Origin of the sequence: Dokdonella sp., assembly GCF_019634815.1 — a bacterium.
Taxonomy (GTDB): Bacteria; Pseudomonadota; Gammaproteobacteria; order Xanthomonadales; family Rhodanobacteraceae; genus Dokdonella_A.
The window spans coordinates 69690-95737 of record NZ_JAHCAP010000005.1 but is presented as its reverse complement, the minus strand read 5'-3'; the positions used below and the strand labels follow the sequence as shown (position 1 = coordinate 95737).

General features: G+C 63.3%; 14 protein-coding genes. 2 read left to right on the top strand and 12 right to left on the bottom strand.

All coding sequences use genetic code 11. The annotated features are described in order from the left end of the window. Positions 1-159 precede the first annotated feature (159 nt). The 7 genes from KF759_RS04390 to KF759_RS04360 all read right to left on the bottom strand — a co-directional run bounded on the left by KF759_RS04390 (position 160) and on the right by KF759_RS04360 (position 18094). Complete coding sequence (locus KF759_RS04390) at positions 160-1272, bottom strand: zinc-binding dehydrogenase (protein ID WP_291223189.1); 1113 nt, start codon at positions 1270-1272, stop codon at positions 160-162. Then, a complete protein-coding gene (locus tag KF759_RS04385) occupies positions 1269-6818 on the bottom strand; it encodes a type I polyketide synthase (RefSeq protein WP_291223188.1) in 5550 nt (1849 codons plus the stop codon). The genes KF759_RS04390 and KF759_RS04385 overlap by 4 nt, the downstream gene beginning before the upstream one ends. Positions 6819-6822: 4 nt before the next feature. Next, entirely contained in the window at positions 6823-11778 is a 4956-nt protein-coding gene (locus KF759_RS04380; RefSeq protein ID WP_291223246.1) for a non-ribosomal peptide synthetase, read from the bottom strand. A 166-nt stretch (positions 11779-11944) separates the two neighbouring features. After that, on the bottom strand, positions 11945-14203 hold the full coding sequence (locus KF759_RS04375) for an NHLP bacteriocin export ABC transporter permease/ATPase subunit (RefSeq protein WP_291223187.1): 2259 nt from the start codon (positions 14201-14203) through the stop codon (positions 11945-11947). A gap of 1 nt (position 14204) precedes the next feature. Further along, positions 14205-16337, bottom strand: coding sequence for an ATP-binding cassette domain-containing protein (locus tag KF759_RS04370; RefSeq protein WP_291223245.1), 2133 nt, complete (start codon positions 16335-16337; stop codon positions 14205-14207). Between the two features lie 47 nt (positions 16338-16384). Then, positions 16385-17626 (bottom strand): NHLP bacteriocin system secretion protein, encoded by a 1242-nt coding sequence (locus KF759_RS04365; RefSeq protein ID WP_291223186.1) that lies wholly within the window; start codon positions 17624-17626, stop codon positions 16385-16387. 72 nt (positions 17627-17698) lie between these two features. Then, the gene (locus KF759_RS04360) at positions 17699-18094 is read right to left on the bottom strand and encodes a hypothetical protein (RefSeq protein ID WP_291223185.1); all 396 of its coding nucleotides are present in this window, start codon (positions 18092-18094) and stop codon (positions 17699-17701) included. Between the two features lie 284 nt (positions 18095-18378). On the opposite strand from KF759_RS04360, the gene KF759_RS04355 reads away from it, so the two are divergent. Further along, a complete protein-coding gene (locus tag KF759_RS04355; RefSeq protein WP_291223184.1) occupies positions 18379-19008 on the top strand; it encodes a VC0807 family protein in 630 nt (209 codons plus the stop codon). A 132-nt stretch (positions 19009-19140) separates the two neighbouring features. Here KF759_RS04355 and KF759_RS04350 read toward each other — a convergent pair whose 3' ends face one another. From KF759_RS04350 to rpoZ, 5 genes are all read right to left on the bottom strand, one after another. Continuing rightward, complete coding sequence (locus tag KF759_RS04350) at positions 19141-19779, bottom strand: class I SAM-dependent methyltransferase (protein ID WP_291223183.1); 639 nt, start codon at positions 19777-19779, stop codon at positions 19141-19143. A gap of 109 nt (positions 19780-19888) precedes the next feature. After that, the gene (recG, locus tag KF759_RS04345; RefSeq protein WP_291223182.1) at positions 19889-22009 is read right to left on the bottom strand and encodes an ATP-dependent DNA helicase RecG; all 2121 of its coding nucleotides are present in this window, start codon (positions 22007-22009) and stop codon (positions 19889-19891) included. A 59-nt stretch (positions 22010-22068) separates the two neighbouring features. Next, positions 22069-22455 (bottom strand): RidA family protein, encoded by a 387-nt coding sequence (locus KF759_RS04340; protein WP_291223181.1) that lies wholly within the window; start codon positions 22453-22455, stop codon positions 22069-22071. Positions 22456-22505: 50 nt separating this feature from the next. Continuing rightward, positions 22506-24677: a bifunctional (p)ppGpp synthetase/guanosine-3',5'-bis(diphosphate) 3'-pyrophosphohydrolase gene (locus tag KF759_RS04335; RefSeq protein ID WP_291223180.1), complete on the bottom strand. Its 2172-nt coding sequence runs from the start codon at positions 24675-24677 to the stop codon at positions 22506-22508. 62 nt (positions 24678-24739) lie between these two features. Further along, on the bottom strand, positions 24740-25033 hold the full coding sequence (gene rpoZ, locus KF759_RS04330) for a DNA-directed RNA polymerase subunit omega (protein WP_291223179.1): 294 nt from the start codon (positions 25031-25033) through the stop codon (positions 24740-24742). Between the two features lie 186 nt (positions 25034-25219). On the opposite strand from rpoZ, the gene KF759_RS04325 reads away from it, so the two are divergent. Continuing rightward, a complete protein-coding gene (locus KF759_RS04325; RefSeq protein ID WP_291223178.1) occupies positions 25220-26044 on the top strand; it encodes a VacJ family lipoprotein in 825 nt (274 codons plus the stop codon). Positions 26045-26048: the final 4 nt, after the last annotated feature.

Genomic DNA, 26048 nt, shown 5'->3' with positions numbered 1-26048 from the left:
GCTGGAAATTCCTGTCCGTACTCGGCCGGGCGCTCGGCTTGCATCGCCCCGCCATCGCGGCGCTTGGCCATCAAGCGCCTGATCTGCTCGGGCCCCAACGCCTTCAGCTTTGCCTGCAGTTCGTCTGCGCTCATCGTCGACGCCCAACGTCCTGCGCGTTCAATACTCGATCACCAACTTGCCGATATGCGTGCCGCGCGACAAGTCGGTGATTGCGCGCTTCACTTCCGCGGCTCGATAGCAACGGTGTTCGATCGGACGAATGCAGCCCCTCTCGAACAGATCGACCAGCGCGGTCATCGCGCCATCGAGTTGGCGCGGGTTGCGCAGCAGCAGCGAGATATCCAGGAAGTGGAACGCCAATCCCTGAACCAGACGCCCCATCGGCAGCGGCGTGTCCGCGGCAATATCCTTCTTGTCGATATGCACGAATCGTCCGAACGGACCGAGCAGGGCGAGCCCCTCGAACATGAGGTCACCCGCCAGCGTGTTGAGGATCACTTCCGGAATGCGGCCGGCTGCCCGCAGTTGCGCCGCAAACGTGGCACTGCGGGAATCACCGATGTCGGAGATGCCCAGCGATTTCAGGTAGTCGCGCTTGTCGGCGGTACCGGCGGTGGCAAGCACTTCGGCGCCCAGATGTCTCGCCAGTTCAATCGCGGCCAGCCCCACGCCACCGGTGGCAGTGTGAATCAGCACCCGCTCACCGCGTTCCAGGCGTGCGCAGTGCACCAGGGCGAGCCATGCAGTCAAGTACACCGTTGGAATCAATGAGGCCTCGACGAAGCCCAGCCCTCGCGGCTTGCGAAATACGCACATCTCGTAGATGTTCAGACAGCGGGCGAAATGCGAGTTGGAGCGGATCCGGCCTTGCTCGACATGCCCGATGTTCATGGCGATGACCTCATCGCCGGGCCGGAACCGGGTCACCCGGCTGCCGACCTTGGTGACCACACCCGCATAGTCCGAGCCCATGTTGCTCGGAACTTCCGGGGAGGCGGGATAGAGGCGCAGCGCTATCATCACGTCGCGGAAGTTGAGCGAAGCGGCGCGTGCCTGGATCTGCACGCAGTCCGGATCGGGATCGGCCACCGTGAGTGGTTCGGCCACCAGGTCGAACGGCGCGTCGGATCGAAATCGATACTCATGATTGGCATCGAAGTCGACGGTCGTCGTCCGCGCTGCAGGGGATCGCCCCATCTTCAATCGGGCAATCAGTTCCGCCTTCTTTTCCGGCGAAAGGTTGGCGATGGCAGAGGTCAAATCGCTCATGAGGTTTCCTGCTCCGCCAGCAATTCCTGCAGCAGTTCGGTTTCGTCCTGCCCTTCGACGATCTTGGCAAGGATGAGGTGCGCAAGGGAGCGCACCGTCACCGAGCCAATGAATTCACTCGCCTTGATCTCGACATTGAACTCCTCGCCGATTCCGGCAATCGCCTGAATTGCGAGCAGCGAATTTCCACCCAACTCGTTGAAGGCATCGTTGGCACCGATCCGGCGCACGCCGAGAATGGCCGACCAGATCGCGGCTATCCCCCGTTCGATGTCGTTTTCCGGTTCGACAAAGTCCGTGGCGATTTCCGGCCGATCGTCGACAGCGGAATCACTCGGACTTGCCGCCAGACCCTCGCGCAGCTTGCGGCGCACGTGGGAAAGTCGGGTCAGGTCGAATTCCAGCTGGAAATCCTGTGGATGGACGATGGCTTGCGCAAGGTCCTGCCCCAGGAGCTGCGCGAATGCGTGCTTTCCGTCTTCCGGGCTGATGGCGTCAATCTTGATGGCCGCGGGCGGTTTGCGGCCACGGGCCTGAGCGGGAGCCGCCGAACCGACACGAGCCAGCACGTAGTCATGCACCAGCATGACCGGTCGTGATTGGGCGTCAAACAGCACGAAGTCGAAGGCAACGCGGGAAGCATCCTCGGCTTGTCGGGTGCTCGGCCTGCCCCAAACATGCATTTGCGGCGTCAACGGTGCCAGCACGATGATTTCGCCATACGATGATGGCAAGTAGGTGTCACGATACCGCGGCAACGCAGCGAAGTGGCAGGAGGTTGCAACGTCGAGCATCGCCGGGTGCAGGTCAAAGTGGTCGAAATCCGCTGCGAACTGCCGCGGCAGCTCCAGGCGTGCCACCCACTCGTCTTCGCCGACGTGCAAGGCTTCCAGACAGTCCCAGCGCTGGCTGTAGTGAAGCAGCGTGTTGCCGTTCGGATCGGACATCGATGTGAAATGGCGTTGCATGAGCGTCTGCCCTGAGCAACGCGCCAGGCATTCGGCCAGCGATGGTGGATCGGCGACGACGTCGAACGAAACCTCGCCCTGCATGTGCTCCTTGCGTGCGTCGTCGGTGGTGATGCTGGCGAAAGAGAACGCCCAGCTGTCGCCACGTCCCTTGCTGCAAGTCAGTCGCAGCTCCGGCGCCACACCGCCCATGGCGATCAGCGGCGAGGAGAAGCTCGCCTCCCGTATCCGCATGCACGCCTGTCCGCGCCCGGCGCCCCAGCGCCGGAGGATATCGAGATACGAGGTTCCGACCATGGTGGGTTGGCCCGAGAGCAGGTGCTCGGCAAGGATCCAGTGTTTCGCGGCGTCGATGTCGACGCGGATTTCGCACGCGTCATCGCTGTCCGCGAGACGGTCGAGTGACGGCGCGAAGCCCGGCACCACACCCGTCAAGGCATCCATGCGCCGGGCGCGCACGCTGCTGCTCTTGCGGCGGAGCTTTTCCGCTTCCCAGGACGCCCCCATGCCGACCTCGGCCCACTCGCACCAGTTGACCGAGAGCGCACGGCGCGCCTTGCGCCAGAGGCCGGCACGGCAGATCGCGTCGAGAAACGCGTTCGCGCTGGTGTAATCGACACGCCCGGCTTCGCCGAACAGCGCCGTCACCGACGAACAGAACTGAATGAAATCGAGCGCATGGTCGCCGAACAACTCATGCAGAACCAGCGCGCCATGAACCTTCGGCCGCAATACGGCATCGAAATCGGCCTCTTCACGCAAGGCAATGACGCCGCCGCCTGCCACGCCTGCGGCGTGGACGATGCCATTGACGACGCCCAGTCGGGATTCGACATCATCGCGCAGCCGCCGCATGCCTTCGAGGTTGCTGCACTCGACCGCATGCACTTCGACACTCGAACCAAGCGCCTCGATCGAACGAATCGCCTGGAGGCGTTCGATCAATTCGTCATCTTCGCCGGCGGCGATCAGCTCATCCCATTGCTGCGCCGGCGGCATCGCCCTGCGCCCAGTCCAGATGAAATGCGCGCGCACGCGCTCGGCGATCAATCTCGAACAGGTACGCCCGATGCCACCCGCGCCTCCCGTGAGCAGATAAACACCGCCCTCGCGCAATGCCAGCGCAGCCGGATCAACACCGATCGCAGGCTCCAGCGGCCTCAGTTCCAGCGGTTCGAAGCATTCGGCCCAACGGGTCGTTCCGCAATAGCTGACGACGGCGTCATCGACGTCCATCGCCGATTCCATCAACAGCGCCTCGACCAGATTTGCTGCGCCACTTTCGCTGGCATGTCCGGACTGTATGTTGATGAATCGACTGCAGAACGCCGGGTGCTCCTTGAACAGCGTCCGCGCAGGGCCCAGGGCCAAGGCACGCTCGACGCGGATGGCAGTTCCACCATTGACGTCGAACGCATCATCGGCGAGAACCAGCAGCCGCACCTGCGCGCCGCTCGCATGTTCAATCAGGCTGCGCTCGAGCCTGACGATCGCATGGAAAGATGCTTCCAGCATCGCATCGGCTTGCCGTGGGCCCACCGCGCCTTTAGTTCCCGGCGTGTGCGTCCAGCCGTACAGGATGCGCAAGCAAGCGCCTGCGAGCGGCAAGCCACGCAACAGCCTGTCGAAATCGCCGCGCTGCCGCGGGTCAAGCACGACGTCGTCACCGACCTGTTGATATTCCGATCCCTGCCGAACCACGATGCAGCGCTGCTGTCGTTGGCGCAGCGTGCTTGCACATGCCTGCGCCAGCGGATCCGCGGCGAAGACCAGCCAGATCGGCGCAGACTCCGGCGCATCGGTTTCCAGCCGCGGCGCATGCATGGCTGATGGCGTGCGCCGCCAGCCGGGAACCGCATACCACGTTGCCGGATCCTCCTTGCGCGGATTGCGCTCGGCGCCATCAAGCGAGGCGTTCGCGGCAAAGTCGATGCAGTACCGGGTTCGTGCGAAGGGCAACAGCGGAAACGGCACCTTGCGGCAAGCCGCCGTGCCGAAATATGCCGCAAGATCAACCTTGTGGTCTTCCACCCACAGGCGCGCAAGCGCGCCATCGACCGCGGCGACCGCATCGACGCCTTCCTTCAGCGTACTGATGACCGCATGCGTGGATTGCGGCGCAAGTTGCCGGCGCACCGCCGATTCCAACGAATGGCCAGGCCCGCATTCAAGAAAGACCAGCGACTCCTTTCGCATGGTCTCGGCAGCCGCCGCACCGAACCGTACCGGATCAACCACATGCTGCACCCAGTACTCGTGATCCGTGGCCTGCGCCGCCGACAGTTGCTTGCCGGTTACCGTGCTCATGATCGGAATCTGCGGCGGTGCCAGCGTGATGCCGCGGAAGTGCTGGCGATACGCATCCAGGCTCGCGCGCATCATGCGTGAGTGAAACGCATGCGAAGTGGGCAGCTTCTTGCAGAATACTTTCTGCCCCGCCATTTGCTCCGCAAAGGCCGCGATCGCCTCGTCGGTTCCGGAAACGACCACCAGCTCCGGGCTGTTGATCACCGCGATGTCGAGATCATCCGGAAGGATCGACTGCAACTCGGATTCACTCTTGAGGACCGCAAGCATCGACCCACCGGGCAAGGAGTGGATCAAATGGCCGCGAAACGCGACCGCAAGCAAAGCCTGTTCCAGCGTCATCACGCCGGCGACGACCGCAGCGACATACTCTCCGACACTGTGCCCGATCAGGATGTCGGGTCGCAGGCCCGCTTGCTCGAACACGCGCGCGGTCGCGTAGCTGACCATGAAGATCGCCGGCTGCGTGATATGGGTTTGAGCGAGCAGTTCAGCGGCTTGATCGCGCCGGGACGGGTCGGGATACAGGACTTCGCGGATGTCCCGGCCCAGTTGCCCTGTGAGCAATCGCGCGCAATCGTCGATCGTTTCACGAAAGACCGGATTGGATTGATACAGCGAACGGCCCATGTCGGGAAACTGATTGCCTTGTCCGGGAAACATCCACACCATCGGCGCATCGGCTGCCGCCGTCCGCACAAGCGGTGCACGCGCTTCGTCCAGCTGCGCGCACAGGTCCGTGGCGTCGGCAAACGGAAAGATGGCCTTGAAGCGATGGACTCGTCGCTTGCAGCGCGAAGTGTGGGCGAATGCGCGCAGATCGAGCGAGGGATTGCCCCGCACATGGGCAGCGACATCTGCCCGCAGCCGTTCAAGCGCGGCCTTGTCATGTGCTGACAGCAGCAGCAAGTCCCGTTCGCGCGGCATCAATTCCCCGGCCGGCAAGGTCGGCGGCTGTTCAAGTACAAGGCAGGCGTTGGTGCCACCGACGCCGAAGGAATTGATGAGCGCCCGCCGCGGCGCACCTGCGGTTCCGGCATAGGCGCAAGTCCGTGTATTGACTTCGAACGGACTGGCTTCAAAGTCGATCTCCGGATTGGGCTGATTGAAGTTCAGTGATGCAGGCGCGATCCCATGCTGAAGACTGAGACAGACCTTGATCAGACTGGCGCCACCGGAAGCGACGTCCGTGTGTCCGATGTTGGTCTTGACCGATCCGATCCGGCAGAAATTCCTGGCTTGCGTGTATTGGCGAAAGGCCTGTGTCAGCGAAGCCACCTCGATCGGATCACCGCTGGGCGTGGAGGTGCCATGCGCCTCGACCAGGTTGATCGATTCGACAGGGACGCCTGCCAGTTCGATGGCCTCGGTGATGACCTCGGCCTGGCCCGACACGCTGGGCGCGGTGTAGCTGACCTTGCGGTTGCCGTCATTGTTGACGGCTCCGCCGAGGATGACCGCATACACATGATCTCCATCGGCCACCGCATCGGCGAAGCGCTTGAGCGCAACCACGGCGCATCCGCGGCTGAATACGGTACCGGCAGCGTCCTTGTCGAAAGTGCGGCAACGACCGTCTGGCGACTGCAGGCCACCCGTCTGATAGAGGTATCCCCGGTGCGGCGGAAGCTCCAGCGAAACGCCTCCGGCAAGCACGAGATCGCTCTGGTGATTGAGCAGGCAGTCAATGCCCAGCACCACCGACACCAGGGCGGTCGAGCAGGCAGTCTGCACATTCATGCTCGGCCCCTTGAGGTCGAGCTTGAAGGACACGCGCGTGGTCAGATAGTCGCGATCGTTGCTGGTCACGATCGATGTTCCGCTGGCGTATTTCCTCACCGCACGGTTGCCGAGCGCGTCAACGAGGTAGTACGGCGTCCCGGCTCCGCCGAACACGGCAATGCGAAGCGCCGTATCGGCCGGATCCACACCGGCGTCCTCCAGTGCGTGCCAAGCGCATTCGAGGAAAACCCGCTGCTGGGGATCCAGCAGCTCGGCATCACGCGGCGTCACATTGAAGAATGCCGCATCGAAACAATCCATGTCGTCGATGACGCCTCGCGTGCGGACATAGTGCGGGTTCTCGAACTCGCGGCGCTTCACCCCGGAAGCGAGCAGTTGCTCATCCGTGAAGGTGGTGAGGGTCTCCTTGGCTGCGACCAGGTTTTGCCAGAACTCGGCCACCGAATTCGCGCCGGGCAGGCGACAGTCCATGCCGACCACGGCAATACGTGTGTCGTTGCCGGTCGAAAGTTGATTCGATGCATTCATCGGTTCAGTCCCTGTCGATTCTCAAATGTGAAAGGCGCCGCGCCACGCGCTGACGAATCTGCGCAACGAGCGGAGCCACTTCCGCTGCGCCGGACTTCTCCCGGAGGGTGCGCGCTAGCTCCCTGATGTTTGGCGCCCCGTACAGCTCGGCGATGGTGAATTCAACTCCCAATCGCTCGCGCAACAGTTCACGCACGCGCAGAAACAGAATCGAATGGCCACCCGCCTCGAAGAAACTGGCGCGCTGGTCGAATCCAGCGTGTCCTAGAACCTCGCGCCAGATTTCGACCAGGGTCCGCTCGATTCCGTCGCTGATGGCGCCTGCGGTGCTCACGCGTGCCGGCGGTGTCTCGACCTCGGTCAGGGCACGCAAGCGATGATAGTCGGTCTTGCCATTGGCAAGTCGCGGAACGACTTCGACGCGGAGCATGGTGCTGGGCACCATCCAGGTGGGCAGCCGTTGCCGGAGCCATGCAGCCAACTCGCCGCTGTCGGGCGCGTTGTTCCCGCGCCCGATGAACACCGCATGCAACCGCAAGTCGTCCTGAGCCCATTGCCGCGTGAAAGCCACCGCTTCGCGCACCTGCGGGTGCGTCTGGAGATGATGCTCCACTTCCTGAAGTTCCACGCGATAACCCCGGATCTTCACCTGCTGATCGTTTCGCCCCAGATACTCGAAACTTCCGTCGGCGAGCAATCGGCCCTTGTCGCCGGTCCGATACAGTCGTCCTTCCGTCAGTTCCGGTGGCGCATCGAGGAAAGCTTCGCTGGTACGCCGCTCGTCGCCGTGATAGCCGTCGGCCAGTACATCGCCACCGATGTACAGATCGCCTGCGACGTTGGCCGGCAACAGGCGCATGCGCCCATCGAGCACGAACATCGTGCTGTTGGGAATCGGTCGTCCGATCGGAACGAAGGCGTAAGGTGAATCGCGCACGCAGTCATGCCATGACATGAAGATGCTCGCCTCGGTCGGGCCGTACAGATTGTGCAGCGTGCCACCGTAGCCACTGTCGAACACATCCTCGACCAAGGCGCGCGGTAGGGCCTCGCCGCCACAAAAAATCCGACGCACGCAAGGCACCCTGGCGAGCATGCCGGCCTCGACGAACATGCGCAGTGCCGAAGGCACAAACTGGAGGATGGTGCTGCCGCTGTCGGCAATCACGCGACCGAGCTGTTCGGGCGACTCGGTCGCCACCCGGTCGGCCAGCACGACGCAGCCGCCAGCGAGCAGGGGCAACAGAAGCTCCCATGTTGAGATGTCGAAACTGATCGAGGTGCGCGCGAGTACCCGCGAGTCGGTTCCAATGCCGAATTGCCGATGCATCCACTGCAGGTAGTTGGCGACCCCGCGTTGCGGCACCATCACGCCTTTCGGATTGCCCGTGGATCCGGAAGTGAAGATGACGTACAGCAGATCGGCAGGACTGAGACTCGCTGCCACCGGAAGTCGCGGCAGGTCATTGTCTTGCCGATTCAGCGCAACGGCACGCTCGACATCAAGTTGCGGTACGTTTCGCGGCAGGCTGTCCAACGGCGTACCGCTTGCCGCAAGGATCAGCCCGACGCCCGCCTGCTCGATGATTGCCGCAATTCGTCGCGCCGGAAACGCCGGGTCGAGCGGCACGTAAGGGATGCCTCGGCATGCGCACGCGAGAATTGCGACCAGCAGTGCCGGTTGGTGCGGCATGCAGATGGCGACCGGCGCCCGGATGGATTGCGCGCATTCGGCCAGGCCGCGAACCAGTGCCTGTGTGCGCACGGCGAGTTCCGCGTAGCTCAGTTCCCCACCTTCGAACCACATCGCAGCGCGGTGGGCATGCAACGCAAAGGCTGATTCGAGCAACGCGGGGATCGACTTCATCGACATCGATGGCTCACGCGGTCCGCTTGCCTGATGCAGGATGCGGGCGAGCGCAGCGCCGCTTGGCGGCGGCCATTCGCCCGACCGCCGCTCAAGCCAGGAACCCAGGTCGCCGATGACCTCGCAATAGGTGTCGAACCACTCTTTGGCAGCGAGCGGATCGATCGCTGCATTGCGACTGGTCAGCACCAGCTCGAACGCATTGCCATCATCGAAGCATTCAAGATGAAGGTCGCATTTGGAATCGCCACCAAAGCATTCGTGCGCAGCCATAGCCTTGCCGGAGCGCCATGCCGATACGTCGTGATAGCCGAACATGAGGCGAAACACCCCCGGTGGCAGCACGCCCAGGCGTTCGCGCAGCAAGGCCGCCAACTGCGGAAAAGGCAGGCGCTGGTGGTCGAGCAGTGCGATGGTGTCCTCGCGTATGCGCACCGCCAGTTGTCGCAGCGACATTTCGGGCGCCCAGCGCAGCCGGTAAAAGAGAACCGCGGTGAAATAGCCGACCACGGCTTGCTCATCGATCCGGCGTCGATTGGCAAACGGTGACGCAATCAGGAACTCGGCTCCGGCCTCATGGCGGTCGAGCACGGCCACGAATGCAGTCAACATCAGCACATGCAGGGAACAGTCTTCGCGGCGCGCAATCGAGATCAAACTGTCGCGCACCCCGGGATCGAGCACGACGCTGCGCCTGCTTCCGGCGAAAAAATGGTCGCCGGGCGCTTGATACTTCACCGGAAAAGCAGGCTGCGCGACAAGCCCTTCGAAGCGCCCACTCCAGAAGGAGCGGTCATCGTGCCAGCGCGTGGAACCAACATAGTCTGCTTCGCGGGCAACGAAATCGGCGTAACGACCAATGGGCTCGGGACGCTGCGCGCCAGCAATCAGATCGAAGAGGTCGCGCAGCAGCAACGAGGCCGACACGCCATCGAACACCAGATGATGAACGCAAATCGCCAGAACACTGGACTGCGGCGACAAGCGCAAGAGCAGCCAGGCGTGGAGCGGCTCACCATCGCGCGCCAAGTGCCGCCGGGCGAATGCTCGCAGCGAAGTCTTGACGAGGTCGGCTTGGCTTGCGCTGGGCTCATTCTGCAGGTCGATTTCCTCGAAGTTGACGGTCGCTTCGGGCACCGCCTGCAGGAACGGCTCTCCATTGCGCACGACGACGCAGCATCCCAGCAGCGGGTGTCGCCGGCGAAGCTTCGCCAAACCCTCATTCAACGCCGCGCTGTCGACGTGGATGCCAAGATCAAGTCGATAGCAGAGGTTGTAGGCCGTGCTCTCCGGATGCGCCTGCTGCATCAACCACAGGCCGCGCTGCGCCTGCGACATGCGCCCTTCGTGGGGAGATGCGGCCTGCCCTGCCTGCCGCGCACGCTCCCGCAGTGGCAGCAGGCGGGCGATCCCGGCCACGGTTGGATCGGCGTAGATCGCGCCGAATGTCAGCTCGACGCCCCAACGCTCTTCGATCCGGGCCAGCAGCGCGTGTGCCTTCAATGAATCTCCGCCCAAGGCGAAGAAGTCATCGCCACTGCCCGCCCCACGCGTGCCAAGCACGTGGTCGAAGATCGTCGCCAGCGCCAGTTCGGCCGCGCTGCTCTCCCCGCCCCTCGCTGGTTCCGCAGGTTTGACTGAATCGTCGAGTCGGGCCCGCAACGCCGCACGATCGATCTTGCCGTTGGCCAGGCGCGGCAATGGACCCGTCAGCCAGCGCTCCGGCAACATGCTCTCCGGCAATCGAATCTGCATGTGCCGGCGCAAATCCGCGATGTCGACGTTGCATCCTTGCCTGGCCTCGACGAATGCCACCAGACAAGGCCCGGGGGCATTGCCGAGCATCACGGCTGCCTGACCAACCTCTTCGTGCTGCAGCAGATTGCTCTCGACATCACCGGTTTCGATGCGCACGCCGCGCAGCTTGATCTGGCCATCCCTTCGGCCGCGGAGCTGGATTGCGCCGCCTTGTCTGCAAGCAAGGTCACCGGTGTCGTAGACGGCAAGCCGTTGGCCTGCCGCCGTCTCGAATTCAAAGAACGCACGGTGCCCGCGCATGTTTTCGCCAAGGTATCCAGGGCACACCCCGGGCCCCGAGATCAGTAGTCGGCCCTCGCCGCCATCGGCCACTTCGCGGCCAGACTCATCGACCACGAACAGATGCGACCCCGGCAGGGGCTCGCCGATGTCTATCGCCTGGCCAGGCCGCAGGCGCCCGGCACTGATGTTGGCGACGCACTCGGTGGGGCCGTACAGATTCCACACCACCAGGCTCGGCGCGAACGCGAAAGTGCGCTCCAGCAGTTCAGGCGGCAATGCCTCGCCGGAGAGGAACAGCACGGCGGGACAGGTCCCGCTTCCCTGTTCGAGATGATCAAGCAGCGTCCGCCACACGGTCGGCACGCAATGCAGGGCGAATCCCGGATGCGCCTCGTAGAAATCGAGCAGCCGCGTGGCACTTGCAAGAGCGCCCACGAGAATGTGCAGGGTCGCACCCGCGCACAGGCACGCAAAGATCTGCGACGTGGCGGCCGCATAGTGGGGTGCTGCCGTCAGCGGCACGCGGCTGCCGGCCGCCTCGGCAAAGAACCGCTGGCTCCAATCGGCATAGTAGGCAAGGTTGCCATGCAGGGTCCGCACGCCTTTGGGCTCGCCGGTGGAGCCGGAGGTGAAAAGTATGCATGCCGTCTGTGCGGATGTCGGAGCCGTGTGCGGGATCGGCCGGTCGGGCTTCGACCTGGACAAGCTCGCCAAATCCAGCATCGTCGATGGCGACGACAACGACATGCATGGTTCACGCCCGGAGTCATCCACGACTACGTGCGTGCAGCCGGAGAGATGAAGAATCCGGGAAATGCGCCGGGCCGGAATTGCGGGCGCCAGCGGGATGTAGGCGTGACCGGCGCGCAGGATTGCCAAGATGACAACGATGTAATCGATGCCCGTGTCCATGACGACGGCGATCGATGAACATGGCTCGATCCCGAGATCGGCCAGGCCCGCGGCAACGCGGTCTACAACGGCACCCAATTCACCATAGGTCATCGTCCGACCCGCGTGCTGCAAGGCCACGCCGGAAGGATCGCGCGCCATTGCCCGATCAAGCAGGACGAGTACCGAGTCGAAACCCGTGCCGGGCGGGGCACCATCAAAATCAGCGGTCATCATTGCCCCTCTGGCGCAAACCAGGACCCGTCATCCACGCGAGCGCCACAGGCCACGCGAACATCTATTGCAAGACGAAGATGAATTCGCCCATTCAAGCCACTTGCTTCTTCACCAGATCGTAGAACGACCCCTTCCGCTCCATCAGTTCATCATAGCCGCCCTGCTCGACCACGCTGCCGCCATCCAGCACGACGACGAGGTCGGCCGCCCGGATCGTGCTCAGGCGATGCGCTATGACCAGGCGCGTGATGTTCATGCGTGCGATGTTCTCGCTCACGACACCCTGGGTTTCATTGTCGAGCGCGCTGGTCGCCTCATCGAAGAGCAGCAATTTCGGCTTGCGCGCCAGCGCCCGGGCAATCAGCAGGCGCTGCTTCTGCCCGCCTGAAAGCATGCTTGCATTCGCGCTCAGCTGCGTATGCATGCCGTTTTCCAGCGCCCGGATATCCTCTTCGCAACCAGCCATTCGCGCGGCATCCCATGCGTCGTCTTCGCTGCGGGTCGAGTCACCGACGATGTTGAACAGGACCGTGCCATCGAGGATCCGTCCATCCTGCATCACCACGCCGATCTGGTCGCGCAGGGTGCGCAGATCCAGCGTCTGCATGTCGATGTCATCGAACAGGATGACACCGGACTCATACGCACCGAGGCCAAGCAACAGCCGCAGCATCGTGCTCTTTCCCGAGCCCGAGCTGCCGACCAGCGCAACGAACTGCCCCTGTCGCACCTTGAAGCTGACCTTGCGCAGGGTCAAATCGGCGGCTCCTTCATAACGAAAGTCCACTGCATTGATTTCGACATTGCCCTTCAGGACACCGACGTCCCGCTTGCCTTCGAAGTCTTCAGTCTCCGCGCGCAGGATCGGCTGCATCAACTCGAACGCCGGCTTGATGCTCATGACCGGCACCGTCACCATGAATGCGCTGATCAGCGCACCCTGGAAACTGAGATAGGCGGTGTTGAAGGCGACGAAATCCCCGAACTGGAAATCGGCACTCGCGTCGGTCATCAGCGTATGCACACGCAGATAGATGCAGAGCGAGGCGAAGATCGGAAACGCGTAGGTAAACACCTTCGCCACGATGAGCAGATTCTGCTTGTTGGCGTAGTGATGTTTCTGCTGCGCGAATTTGTCGGCCCAGATGTCCAGAACCTTGTCGCCTGAAGCCGTCATTCGAAGCTTCTGCACGCCACCGAGCATCTGCATCATGAAGCCGGAGATGATGGCCTCCATGCGCATGTACCCCGCGACATGCTTGTAGGCAAGCATGCTGATGGTCAGGGTGAATGCCGCGACGACAACGCCGAGGGCAAGCGCCAGCAGCGCCAGCTTGACGTCGTAGTACAGCATGAGCGCGAAATTGAACAGCGAGAACATCAGCGCGACGATCGCACTGGTCACATCCGCCGAGAGTATGGTGCGTATCTTTTCGACACTGAGCACGCGCTCGGCAAGGTTTCCGGCATCGTAATGGGCAAAAAACGGTGCCTTCAGAGTCAGCAAGCGGTCCATCACCGCCGCCTGCAGCTTGTAGCTGGCCTTGCCTTCGAAGCGAAGCACGGCCAGCGAGCGCGTGAACTCGATGAAGCCCAGCGCGAGAACCAGGATCAGCAGCACGAAGCCGATCTGGTACAGGTCATGCAGGCTGTTGCCGGGAATCAGCACATTGAAGATCCAGCCGGATGCGACCGGGACCACCAATGCCAGCAGAGCGCCCAGCAAGCCGAGCACGAAGAAAAATGCCAGGTCGCGCCGCGTGAAGGCGAGCACGAACTTCAGCAGTCCCAGCGCTCCGATGTCGCCTTTCGGAAACGGCGTGAAAAACACGCTGGCTTCGGATTGAAGTTCCGCCGCACTCCCCGCATTGACCACTCGCCTGCGTCCCAGTCGCAAGTCGAACTCGTGATATGCACCGCGCTCGAACAGCAGGGCCACCGGCGACCCGTCTGCCTTTCGCCGGGCAAGGAATGCACCATTGTCGCTTCGCCACCAGTCCGCGGGCAGCGCCACAGCCTGCGCACGCACCCCGGATGCACGCAGGATCCTGTCGAGCGGCGCAGCAGCTGTGCCGGCGTCGGCAAAGGGTGCCTTGAAGGCAATGCCTTCACGCGCGCCGATCAGGCGACAGGTTTCGAACAGGACGTCGTCTGCGGGCTTGCCCTCGAGCTTTGGCACCGCCGCAGCTGCGGGCCGACCCAGCCGGATTTCGGTCGCGAGCCGCGAGGATGCGCCGCTTCGCGCCAGACGGCGGAAGAAATATGACTTCTTGACGCGCACCAAAGCGGGCACGTCGGGTGTTCGCCCATCCATGTGCGCAGCGGCCGGGGACATCGGGTCGGTGGTCACGTCAGGCACTCACTGCAAGTTGATGGTAGTGCCCACCCACGTCCCGCATCAGCTCGTCATGGGTGCCGCGTTGCACGACCCGCCCGGCCTCGAGAACCAGGATCTGATCGTGGTCCCTGATCGTGCTCAGCCGATGCGCAACCGTCAGCATCGTGCAGCCATAGCTGCGCAGGTTTTCCATCACCTGCTGCTCGGTATGCGAATCAAGCGCCGAGGTCGCCTCATCCAGGAAGATCACCGCCGGCCGGGTCAGCAAGCCCCTTGCAATTTCGATGCGCTGGCACTGGCCACCGCTGAAATTCGCGCCGCCCTGCACGACCCGGGCCTGATAGCCACCCGGTTTTTCGCAGATCACGTCGTGGATCAAGGCGTCGCGTGCCGCGCGCACGATGTCCTCCTGATCAATCGAGCGATTCCACATCGTGATGTTGTCGGCCACGGTGCCGGTGAAGAGGAACAGGTTCTGGTCGATCATCGCCACGCTGGTGCGCAAGACGTCGCCATTGATGCTGCCGAGCGGCTTGCCGTCGTAGAGGATCTCGCCGCTGTCTGCCGGCAGCAGACCCGCGAGTACCTTCAGCAGGGTCGACTTGCCGCTGCCGGAGCGACCGACAAAGGCGATGCGCTGCCCCGGGGCGATGCTGAGCGAGAAGTCCTCGATCAGCGGGGCGACGAACTTGTTGTAACTGAAGCTCAGTCCACGCACCTCGATGGCGCCGCCGAGACGGGCGTTGAACGGCGTGATCGCATCGATTGGCTGCCGACCCTGGTCCGAACAGAGCGGATCGATCGGCAACTCGCGCACTTCGATCAGGTTGCCGACGTTGCCGGCGGTCTCCTGGAACGCCTTGACGCCATCCACGCAATTCCTGACCGGTTCCGAGAAGTTGGCGATGAAACTCTGCAGGGCAACGAATACGCCCACGGAAATGTCGCCCTTGATGATCAGGACGCCACCAAGCAACACGATCAACACGTTGTTGAGCTGTGTCAGCACATCAGGCAGAACCGTCAGCAATCGCGACGAGTAGTCGAGCCGCTGCCCCTCATTGATGGCACCGACAAGGTGAGTGGCCCAGGATGAAAACCCCGCGTTTTCCCAACCCTGGGTCTTTACGGTTTCGATGTTCCGGATCAGCTCGCCCGATGCACTGAAGGTGCGCTGCTGCTTGCGGAACAACGCCTGATTGCGGGAAATGCGTTGCGCGGAAAACCAGCGCAAGACCACGAAATTGATGAGGATCACGGACACTCCGACAACCGTCAGCGTGACGCTGTACCTGATCATCGTGAGCGCGTAGAAAATGATGCTCAGGGCAGCCAGCACGAAGGTGGTGAAACTGCGCGTGAGCAAGCTGGCCAGAGTGTCGTTGAGCGTGATGCGCTTGATCGTGTCACCTGGCGGGTTCACCCACAGGAAGGTGTAGGGAACCTTCAGCAGATGGCTGACAAACGTCGCTGAACGAGTGATTGCCATGCGCAGCTCGGACTGCAGCAGCGCGCGTTGCTGGACGATGATGAGGATCGAGCCAAGCAGCAGCACAACCGCCATGAACGAGAGCATCGGGTAGAGCCAGGTCTCCTGGTGGCGCACGATGATGTCGTCGAAAAACAGCTTGCCCAGGGTTGGGATGACGATCGCCGGAAGCAGCAGCACGATGCCCGCAATGATGACGTAGGCGAGTCCGCCACGTTCGCCGGCCATCCAATCGCGCAGCTCGTCGAAAAGTGTGGCACGGCGACGCACCGGAGCGAATCCGGCGGCGGGCCGCAGGCGCAACGCGACCCCGCCGAAATCAGCCCCGAGCTGCTGCCAGGTCCGGGTTACACGCCCGTTTTCAGGGTCGTGCAGAAGGCAACCGGAGGCGGTTGCCTTCACGAGCACCTGCCAGCGCCCCGATTGGCTGCGCAGCAGCAGGGGCAATTCTTCACGCAGGAGCTGGCCGACCGCGACAGTCTTCACCTGCGCATCCAGGCCGAAGCGTTGCGCAACGACGATGAGGTTGTCGGTCTCGAGCTCGTCGTTCTGGAACCCGCAGGCAAGCTTGACGTCGACCAGTCGTGGATACGAACCGAATCTTGCCAATAGCATCGCGATGCAGGTCGCAGCGGATTCTCCCGAACGAGCCTGCATGATCATCGGAATGGATCTGGATGGCTGCATGCAGATCGACGCCCCGCCTAGTCGAAATACTTCTTGAAGATCGGAATCAGATAATCGATCGGCGCCTTGTCCTGGACATGCACATAGGCATTGCCGAGGCTGCCTACGTGAATCGCGAACGGCGGCCCCTTGCCATCGGTCCAGGCAAAGCCGCTCTTGGTGGCATCATCCTTGCGCAGGCTGACCACGATGCGGAAAACCGGCCCATTGGTCGAAACCTTGCTGACCAGCGCATCGTTTTGCAGGTTGTCGTGCAACTCGGCCTGGGTCGCGACATAGTCGTTGATTTCCTTCACTTCGCCGATCAGCCAGCCATAGAGGTCGTGATCGACTGCCAGCAGTTCCACGTCGACGCGCATGCCCACCGCGATCGGGTCGTCGGCCGAATAGGGCACGTACAAGTCGAACTGGTAGCTGCGTGCAGCACCCTCGTCCTCCAGCACCAGGAGTGCTTCGCCACGCTGAACCAGCGCGCCACGCGCCGCATTGACTTCAACGACGCGGCCATCGCGATCGGCATGCACTTCGCTGTTTCGCTTCAACTGCAGGTGCAGGTTGTCCAGTTGCTTTTGCAGATTGATCAGCTGATTGGCCTTCACCTGCTCGTTCATGTCCTTCTGGATCAGCCATTGCTGGTTGTCGAGATTGAGCGACTTGATGCCTTCGCGCGTCTGGTCGCGCGTGACGCGCTGACGAGCGAGGGAATCCTGGGTTTCCGCCAGGGTGGCGCGAATGATCACGCCTTCCGCAAACAGCTTTTGCTGCTTGGAAAGCTGATCTTCGAGAAAACTGATCTGCGTCTGTGCCTCATCCAACTGCGCCTGCAGTCGCTTCAGTTCGAGGCCTTGCAGCTGCTTGCGCAGCTCCGCGCTGCTGCTGTCGCCCGAGCGCAGGATGTCGAGCTCGGCCTTCACGGTCTCCACTTGTATGGTGGTGGCCGCAACCTGATCCAGGAGATCCGGCTGCTCCAGACGCATCAGCAACTTGCCCTTGGTCACATGCTCGCCGTAGCGAACGTGCATGCTCCCGACCTGGCCTGTCGCGGGCGCGCTCAGGCTGTAGAGGCCTTCCTGCGTGACGACCTCGCCGAAACCTTCGATGCGGTTGGGTACCGATCCGAACAGACCCCAGACCAGCGCGATCAGCGCAAGCAGAACGAAGGTCCCCAGCGTGAGTCGATAGAACGGCCGGGCAACCATCAGGGTTTCGGCAACGCGTTCACCTCCGGCGTTGTCGGATGCAGGTTCTTTGTCAGCCATCGATCCACGACTCTGTCGGGTTGTACCCACGGCGGGCCTCGCAAGGCCCGCCCCTCAAGTTCCGGCAGCGTTTCAGTCGTCGAACGTCGCCATCAGTTGCCGGCGTCGCTCCTCGGAGATCGGGCAGCGAAAATTGCCATCGGCATCACGGTACTGGTCGATCGGAAATTCCCTCAGCATTCGGGAAATTTGCGCAACCGAGCCCGCGTCGGTCTGGATACGACCCGAAATCGCGGCCATGATTCCCTGCATCACCTTGTCCGGAAACAAGTGCGCACCGCCGGGGACTTCGCCTTCGCCATCTGGCCGTTTCATCGTCACGGTCGCCGATGTGCCGGATTCCGCCGGCGTACCGGGTGGACCCATCGATGGTGCCGAGGGTGCCGAGGGCGCATTCGGGGTGTCCGGTGGGACGGCAAAGCTTGGCCAGCGAGGAAACTCCGGGATGGCCCCAAGTGCCTTTTTCATCATTGTTCCCCTGATTGACCCACAGGAAGGCTTGCGCAGAGAACGCGAACCGCCACAGCGCGAATTCTTTTTTACTCCGAACACGCGCTCGGGTCCAGAGCATGCCGGGCTTGGGGCGATACGCTTGGTGACCGCGAGCGACCACCCTGCCGACACTCCGGATGTGCCGCGAAGTTCCTGCAGGGCCATGCGACGAGCCGTGTCGCCCTTCGCGGGATGACCCTGATCTGCACCGCTGCGATTATGATTGCGACCTGATCGCCCTCGGCCGAAGACATTTCGACATGAAAAAACGGATCGTGCTGGATCTGTTCTTCTATTTGGCGATGCCCCTCATCGCCTGGAACGTGCTGCGCGGTCACTTCAGCGATTACCTGCTGATCCTGATCGGCCTGGTGCCGGGCCTGATCTACACCTTGGGCAGTTTCATGAAGGAGCGGGAATGGAGCGTTTCCGGCCTGTTCTTTCTCGTCATCATCAGCGCCAATCTGACCCTGAACCTGTTGTCCTCGACGGCTGAGCAGGAACTGTGGAATCCGGTCTGGCTCAGCTACGCATCCATCGTGTTCTACGCCATGACGATGCTGGCGGGGCGACCACTTGGCATCTTCTTTTTCATCGACTACGCACACAGCCGCGGCATTCCAAGGGAGCGTTCGCGCGCGCTCTACCGGCGCAAATCGAACATCCACTATTTCTACAAGTTCACGGCGTTCCTCATGCTGCGCGAAGTCGCATCCATCGCCGTCAAGACCTACCTGATCGAACGCCTGGGCGTGGCCGGCTTCAACGAGATCCAACTCGCCAGCTCCGCCATCAACTACGCATTCACCGGTCTGATGGTGATGGTGATCATCTATATCCTGCGGCACATTGATCATTCCGCGCCTACCGAACAGGAACAACCGGCCTGAAATCCCCTCGGCCCGGCCCTCTGCACATCGGCGAGTGGCCGGGCGAAGACGTCGCCAAGGCCGGCGCAAGCGTTGCCAGTGCATCGTCGACGGCCGGGACGGCGGTGAGTGGCAGCGGCCCGCTCGCAGCCTTCATGTACTTGCCTTGCAGGCGATGATCACCTCGCGCAAAGCCAGCCAGGCAGGCGCGATCTGCGGCGCGCAGAACTCGACATGTTCGAAGCCCGCGGCACGCACGCGCTCGAGGATGTCGCGCCCGTAGTCGCGGAAGGCGAGAATCCCGGCGCCGTCACGCAAGGGATCCCCGTGAAAGACCGGCGTCAGCAAGTGCTCGATCCTGCCGTCGCGCAGGCAGGCACGCTCGATCGTGACATCGCCACCATGCATGGGCACGCTGAACATCAGGATGCCGCCCGCGCGCAGCACGCGATGCAATTCGGCCAGTGCGCGGCGATCATCCGGCACGTGCTCAAGTACTTCGGTGTGGGTAATCAGATCGAACGAGGCGTCGGCAAAACTAAGCTGCTGCATGTCTTCGCAGCGGATGCCGCCCAGCTCGCTGCCGAGCGCGACGTCGGGCAGGAATTCGGATACCTGCAGGCTGTGCGTCGCGCGGCGCAGGAAAGCGACCAAGGGCCCGCGTGCGGACAATTCGTAGGCATCGAGTCGGGCCAGATCGGGAACGCGGGCGCGCAGGCTTGCCCCCATTGCAAGGTGGATCGAACTGCCCGCGCAGCGCAGGCAGCGCACGCCATGATCGGAACGATTCAAGCGTAGCGCGAGGCTGGGCCCGCACAAGGGACACGCAAGAGTCCCCAGGGCGAGGGCGCCCACTTCGACCTGCCCCCAAGCCTTGCGCAGGCGCCTGAGCACACTCACCTCATGCGCCCGCGTAGTGGACCGCGCCACCCACCCAGCGCGCGACGATGTGGCGCGCGGCCTCGGCATCCTGAGTGCTCAAGTGCTCACCGATGCGATGCACGAGTGGCAACAGCGCGGCATCGCGAACCAGATCGGCGACACGGAACTCGACCGCCCCCGTCTGGCGCGTGCCCAGCACCTCGCCCGGTCCGCGCAGTTCGAGATCCTTCTCGGCGATGCGGAATCCATCATTGGTCTCGCGCATGACGGCCAAGCGCGCGCGCGCCTGCGCCGACAACGGCGGCTGGTAGAGCAAGACACAGGTCGATGCCTCGCTGCCACGACCGACGCGACCGCGCAACTGGTGCAGCTGGGCAAGGCCGAGCCGCTCGACATTCTCGATCACCATGAGGCTCGCCTGCGGCACGTCGACGCCGACTTCGATCACCGTCGTCGCCACCAGCAGGCGTGTTTCGCCTGCCTTGAACGCCTCCATCGCAGCCTGCTTCTCCTTCACCTTCAGCCGTCCGTGCACGAGGCCGATGTGCAGCTCGGGCAGCGCGGTGCTCAGCTCGGCGAAAGCCACTTCCGCGGCCTGTGCCTCGAGTTGCTCCGACTCCTCGATCAGGGTGCAGACCCAGTACGCCTGACGTCCCTGCGCGCAGGCAGCACGAATGCGCTCGATGATCTCGGCGCGGCGCGAATTTGCGATCGCGACCGTCTGCACCGGCGTGCGCCCGGGAGGCAACTCGTCGATCACCGAGACGTCGAGATCGGCGTACGCCGCCATCGCCAGCGTGCGCGGAATCGGCGTCGCGGTGAGCACCAGTTGGTGTGGCACCACGCCTTCGCGCCCCTTCTCGCTCAAGGTCAGGCGCTGATGCACGCCGAAGCGATGCTGCTCGTCGATGATCGCCAGGCCCAATCGCTGAAACTCGATGCCCTGCTGGATCAATGCATGCGTGCCGATGACGATCGGCGCACCGGCCGCGACTGCGCCGCGAGCCCGCTCACGCGCGCGACCCTGCACCTTGCCGGACAGCCACACCGGTTCGATGCCGAGCGGCCGCATCCAGGCTCCGAGCGTGCGCCAATGTTGCTCGGCGAGCAGTTCGGTGGGCGCGACCAAGGCGGTCTGCCAGCCACTCTCGGCCGCGGCGAGCGCCGCGAGCGCGGCAACCACGGTCTTGCCCGAACCGACGTCACCCTGCACCAGTCGCAACATCGGCGTGGATTGCGCAAGATCGCGCTCGACCTCTGTGGCGACCCGCGACTGCGCCGCGGTCAAAGCGAATGGCAGGCTCGTGCGCAGTCGTGTGCGCAGTTCGCCACTGCCGGACAAGGCCGGGGCGCGTCTGCTGCGCACCTGCGCGCGCAACCGCTTGAGCCCGAGGTGATGCGCCAACAGTTCCTCGAAGGCCAGCCGCCGCTGCGCCGGATGGGTGCCGGCCAGCAGGGCCGCGACATCGGCATCGGGTGGCGGCCGATGCAGGGTCAGCAGTGACTCCCGCAGCGAAGCCATGCCGAGCTCCCCAAGCAAGGCAGGCGGCAGCAGTTCGAGCGTTGCTGCGTCGGGCAGCCGCGCGAGCGCCCGCTCGACGATGCCGGCCATGCGCATCGGCGTGATGCCCTCGGTGCTCGGATAGATGGGCGTCAGTCGATCACCCAGCGCGTGCGGCGCATCGCCCGCGAGGATGCGGTATTGCGGATGGACAATTTCGGGGCCGTACTGTCCCATGCGCACGTCGCCAAAGCACAGCACGCGCGCGCCCGGAACGAACTGCTCGGCCTGGCTGCGCTGGAAATGAAAAAACCGCAGGGTCAGCGTGGCGCGCGAATCGTCGACCAGCGCGACCCGCAGCTGCGGGCGGAAGCGGAAGCCACGCTCGACGCCGTCCACGCGCGCCAACACCTGGGCGCTGGCGCCAATCGAAAGCTCGGCGATCGGTGTCAGCCGAGTACGGTCCTCGTAGCGCAATGGCAGGTGGAACCACAGGTCTTGCACTTGGGCGATCCCGATGCGCGCGAGTCGCTCCACCAGCGCCGGACCCACTCCCGGCAGGCTACCGACCGCAGCCAGCCCGGCATCGACAGACGCCGGCGTCGCCTCGACGCGGAATGCCTCAGCGGCAGGATTCAAGCGCGGCTGCTTCATCGCATCTCACCGCGACGCGGTGCCCGGGCGCCGTCGTGATCCGCCTAGCCGGGCAGATGCATGATCGCGTCGACTTCGACCTGCGCGCTCACCGGCAACTCGCGCACGCCGATCGTCGAGCGCGCCGGATAGGGCTCGGCAAAGCGCTGCTTCATCACCTCATTGACGGCGGCGAAGTTGCCCAGATCGGTGAGATAGACGCCGACCCGCACGATGTCGGCCAGCGAGCCGCCCGCAGCTGCGCACACTGCGGCGAGGTTGTCGAACACACGTTGAGCCTGTGCGCTGATGTCGCCTTCGACAAGTTTGCCGGTGGCCGGATCAAGCGGGGTCTGGCCGGACAAATAAACGGTCTGGCCCACGCGGACGGCCTGGGAATAGGGACCGATCGCCTTGGGAGCCTTGTCGCTGTGGATGATGCTGCGTGCCATGTCGTTTCACCGCGCGGGATGGGAACGCGCAGGATAGCAAGCGCGACGCCTCACAGTGGATAGCGACGCACGGTATTGACCACCTGCAGGCGCCGCACATGGCGGATCACGTCGGCCAGGTGCTTGCGATTGCGCACTTCGATGGTGAACAGCAAGGTTGCCGTCTCGGTATCGCGTTCCTTGTACTCGACGTTCTCGATGTTGGAGCGGGCCTCGGCAATCGCCGCGGCGACCTGGGCCAGCACGCCAGGCTTGTTGGCAACGTCGATGCGCAGCTCGACGCGGTAATCGCCCTGCACCGCCGAATCCCAGGCCATCTCGATGCAGCGCTCGGGCAGCTTGCGCAGTTCGGGCACGTTCGGGCACTCGAGGCGATGGACGACGATGCCCTTGCCCGCGGACAGGTATCCCATGATCTCGTCGCCCGGCGTGGGATGGCAGCAATTGGCAAAACTGAGCACGCCGCGTTCGCTGCCGGTGATGAGGATCTTCTCGCCGCTGCGCACGTTGATCGTGTGCGGGTGCTCACCGTGCAGCACGAGCAGCGCCTGCGCCTCGGTTTCGGCCACGCGATTGCCGAGCGCGATGTCGGCAAGCAGCTCTTCGAAGCGCTTGTACTTCTGCTCGTCGAGATAGCGCTCCAGCACGTCCGGCGGGATCGTTTCCAGCGAGGATTCGAGCGAGGAGAACGCGCGATCGAGCATGCGATGGCCGAATTCGACGGCGTCTTCGTGCTGCAGTCGCTTGAGGTGATGGCGAATTGCGGTGCGCGCGCGGCTGGACACCACCCAATCGAGCCACTGCGGGCTGGGCGTGGCGGACGCCGCGGTGACGATCTCCACGGTCTGTCCGCTGCTCAGCGGCGCGCGCAACGGAACCAATTGGTGATCGGCACGCGCGGCTACTGCCCGGTTGCCGACATCGGTATGCACGGCATAGGCGAAATCCAGTGCCGTTGCATTGCGCGGCAACGACAGGATCTCGCCCTTGGGTGTGAACACGTAGATTTCGTCGGGAAACAGGTCGACCTTGACGTTCTCGACGAATTCAAGCGAGGAACGCGTCGCGCTTTCCTGATCGACCAGGCCCGACAGCCATTCGCGCGCCCGCGACTGCGCGCTGTTGGCCGGCATCGTCTTCGCCTTGTAGGCCCAATGTGCGGCAATGCCGCGATCGGCGATCGTGTCCATGTCCTCGGTGCGGATCTGGATCTCGATCGGCGCGCCGAAAGGCCCGAACAGCACGGTATGCAGCGACTGGTAGCCGTTGGCCTTGGGAATGGCGATGAAATCGCGGAAGCGTCCGTCGAGCGGTTTGTACAGGCCATGCACCGAGCCCAGCGCCTGGTAGCAATGCGGCACGCTGTCGACGACGACGCGAAACCCGAACACATCCATGACCTCGGCCAGCGACTTCTGCTGACCACGCATCTTGGTGTAAATGCTCCACGGCGACTTGATGCGGCTGACCACACGACTGGTCAGCTTGTCCGAGGCCAGGCGCTTCTTGAGCGCTTCGGCGATTCGCGTCATTGCCTCGCGGCGGTTGCCCAGCGTGGCCTTGATGCGCTCGGCGATGATGCGGTGACGATCGGGATAGAGCGCGCGGAAACCCAGATCCTGCAGTTCGGCCTTGAAATCGTTCATGCCCAGGCGCTGCGCGATCGGCGCGTAGATCTCGAGGGTCTCGCGTGCGATCCGCCGCCGCGACTGCGGCTCCATCGCGCCCAGTGTGCGCATGTTGTGCAAGCGATCGGCGAGCTTGATGAGAATCACGCGCAAATCGCGCGCCATTGCCAGCAACATCTTGCGGAAACTCTCCGCAACCGCCTCTTGGCGACTGCGAAACTGCAGCTTGTCCAGCTTGGTGACACCGTCGACGAGTTCGACCACGACCGTGCCGAATTCGGCGCCGATCCGCTCCGAGGTCAGTGCGGTATCTTCGAGCGTGTCGTGCAGGATCGCCGCGATGATCGTCTCGGCATCGAGCCGCAATCCGGCGAGAATCCCGGCGACCGCGACCGGATGGGTGATGTACGGCTCGCCGCTCTTGCGCGTCTGTCCTTCATGCGCCTGCGCGCCGATTTCGTACGCGCGCCGCACGCGCGCAATCTGCTGGCGCGGCAGATAGGCGCTCAACTGTCGTTCGAGCGCCCGCAGGTACTCGGGTCGCGCCGATGACTTGTCGCGCGTCGCGCCGCGCCGGGGCATGAAGATGTGCATGCCGGCGCCGCGCCAGGATCAGGCCGACCGTTTGGATCGGCAATGGCTGTTGCGCAGTGACATCACAGATCGTCGCCGCCCTTGCCCAGATCGTCGTCGACTTCGGCCGCGGCCCACTCCAGCGCCTCGCGTTCCTTGCGTTCGCGTTCCTGCCGATCGATCTCGTCGATCATCGTCTGATCGACCTTGCGATCGGCGATTTCGCGCAACGCGAGCACGGTCGGCTTGTCGTTCTCCGCCTCGATCGCCGCAGCCACACCCTTGGACAGCTGGCGCGCACGCCTGGTCGCCATCAGAACCAGCTCAAAACGGTTGTCGACCACCTCGAGGCAGTCTTCCACGGTAATCCGTGCCATCGAAACTCTCCGGTAAAATTGAAGCCAATTCATGGCTTTACGGGCAGGCATTGTAGCGTCCCGGTTTTGTGCAGTGCAATCAGCAGGCCGTCCCGGGTGCACCTCCAGCGTGTTTTCGCGTAGCCTTGCGCCACGGCTGAGACACCCCGACGTGCGTCGCCCATGACGCACATTTGAGACCTTTCAATGGCTTTGAAGGCACTGACCCACCTGCAACGCGCGGGCCTGCTGGCGCTGTGCGCCACCGTTCTGACGGGCTGCGGCACGATCGCCCCGCCGCGGACCGATGACCCGCTGGAGTCGTTCAACCGCAAGGTTTACACCTTCAACGATGCCGCCGACAAGGCGGTGATCCGGCCGGTCGCGGTGACCTATCGCAAGATCACCAACGACACCGCCAGGCGCCTGATCTCGAACTTCTTCGCCAACATCAAGATGCCGATCACGATCATCAACGACCTGCTGCAGGCCGATGCCGAGTCGGCGCTGCGAAATTCAGGCCGCTTTGCCGTCAACACCACGATCGGTGTCATCGGCCTGTTCGACCCGGCCAGCAAGATGAAACTGCCCTACGACGAGACCGATTTCGGCGTGACCCTGGCCAAATGGGGCATTCCCGAAGGTCCGTATCTGGTCTTGCCGCTGGTCGGGCCAACCACCGGCCGCGACGTGCTGCGCATGCCGGTCGATCAGTTCTTCGATCCGCTGTACTGGTACGGCCTGCGCAATGACAGCTGGTTCCTCAGCCAGTATTCGCCGAACCTGTTCTATCTGGTCACCTTGCGCTCACGCGGGATCGAGGCCGAGAGCCTGCTCGAAGGCGTATTCGACCCCTATATCTTCCAGCGCGACGCCTATCGCCAGCGCCGGCTGTACGCAATCTACGCCGGGCACCCACCCGACGAGATCATCGAGCAACTGCAGGGCACCAACGATGTCGACGTCGACGCCCTGCTCGAAGAACAGCTCGAGTACGAAAAGAGCAAGAACGCCGAACCAGCCAAGCACTGATCGG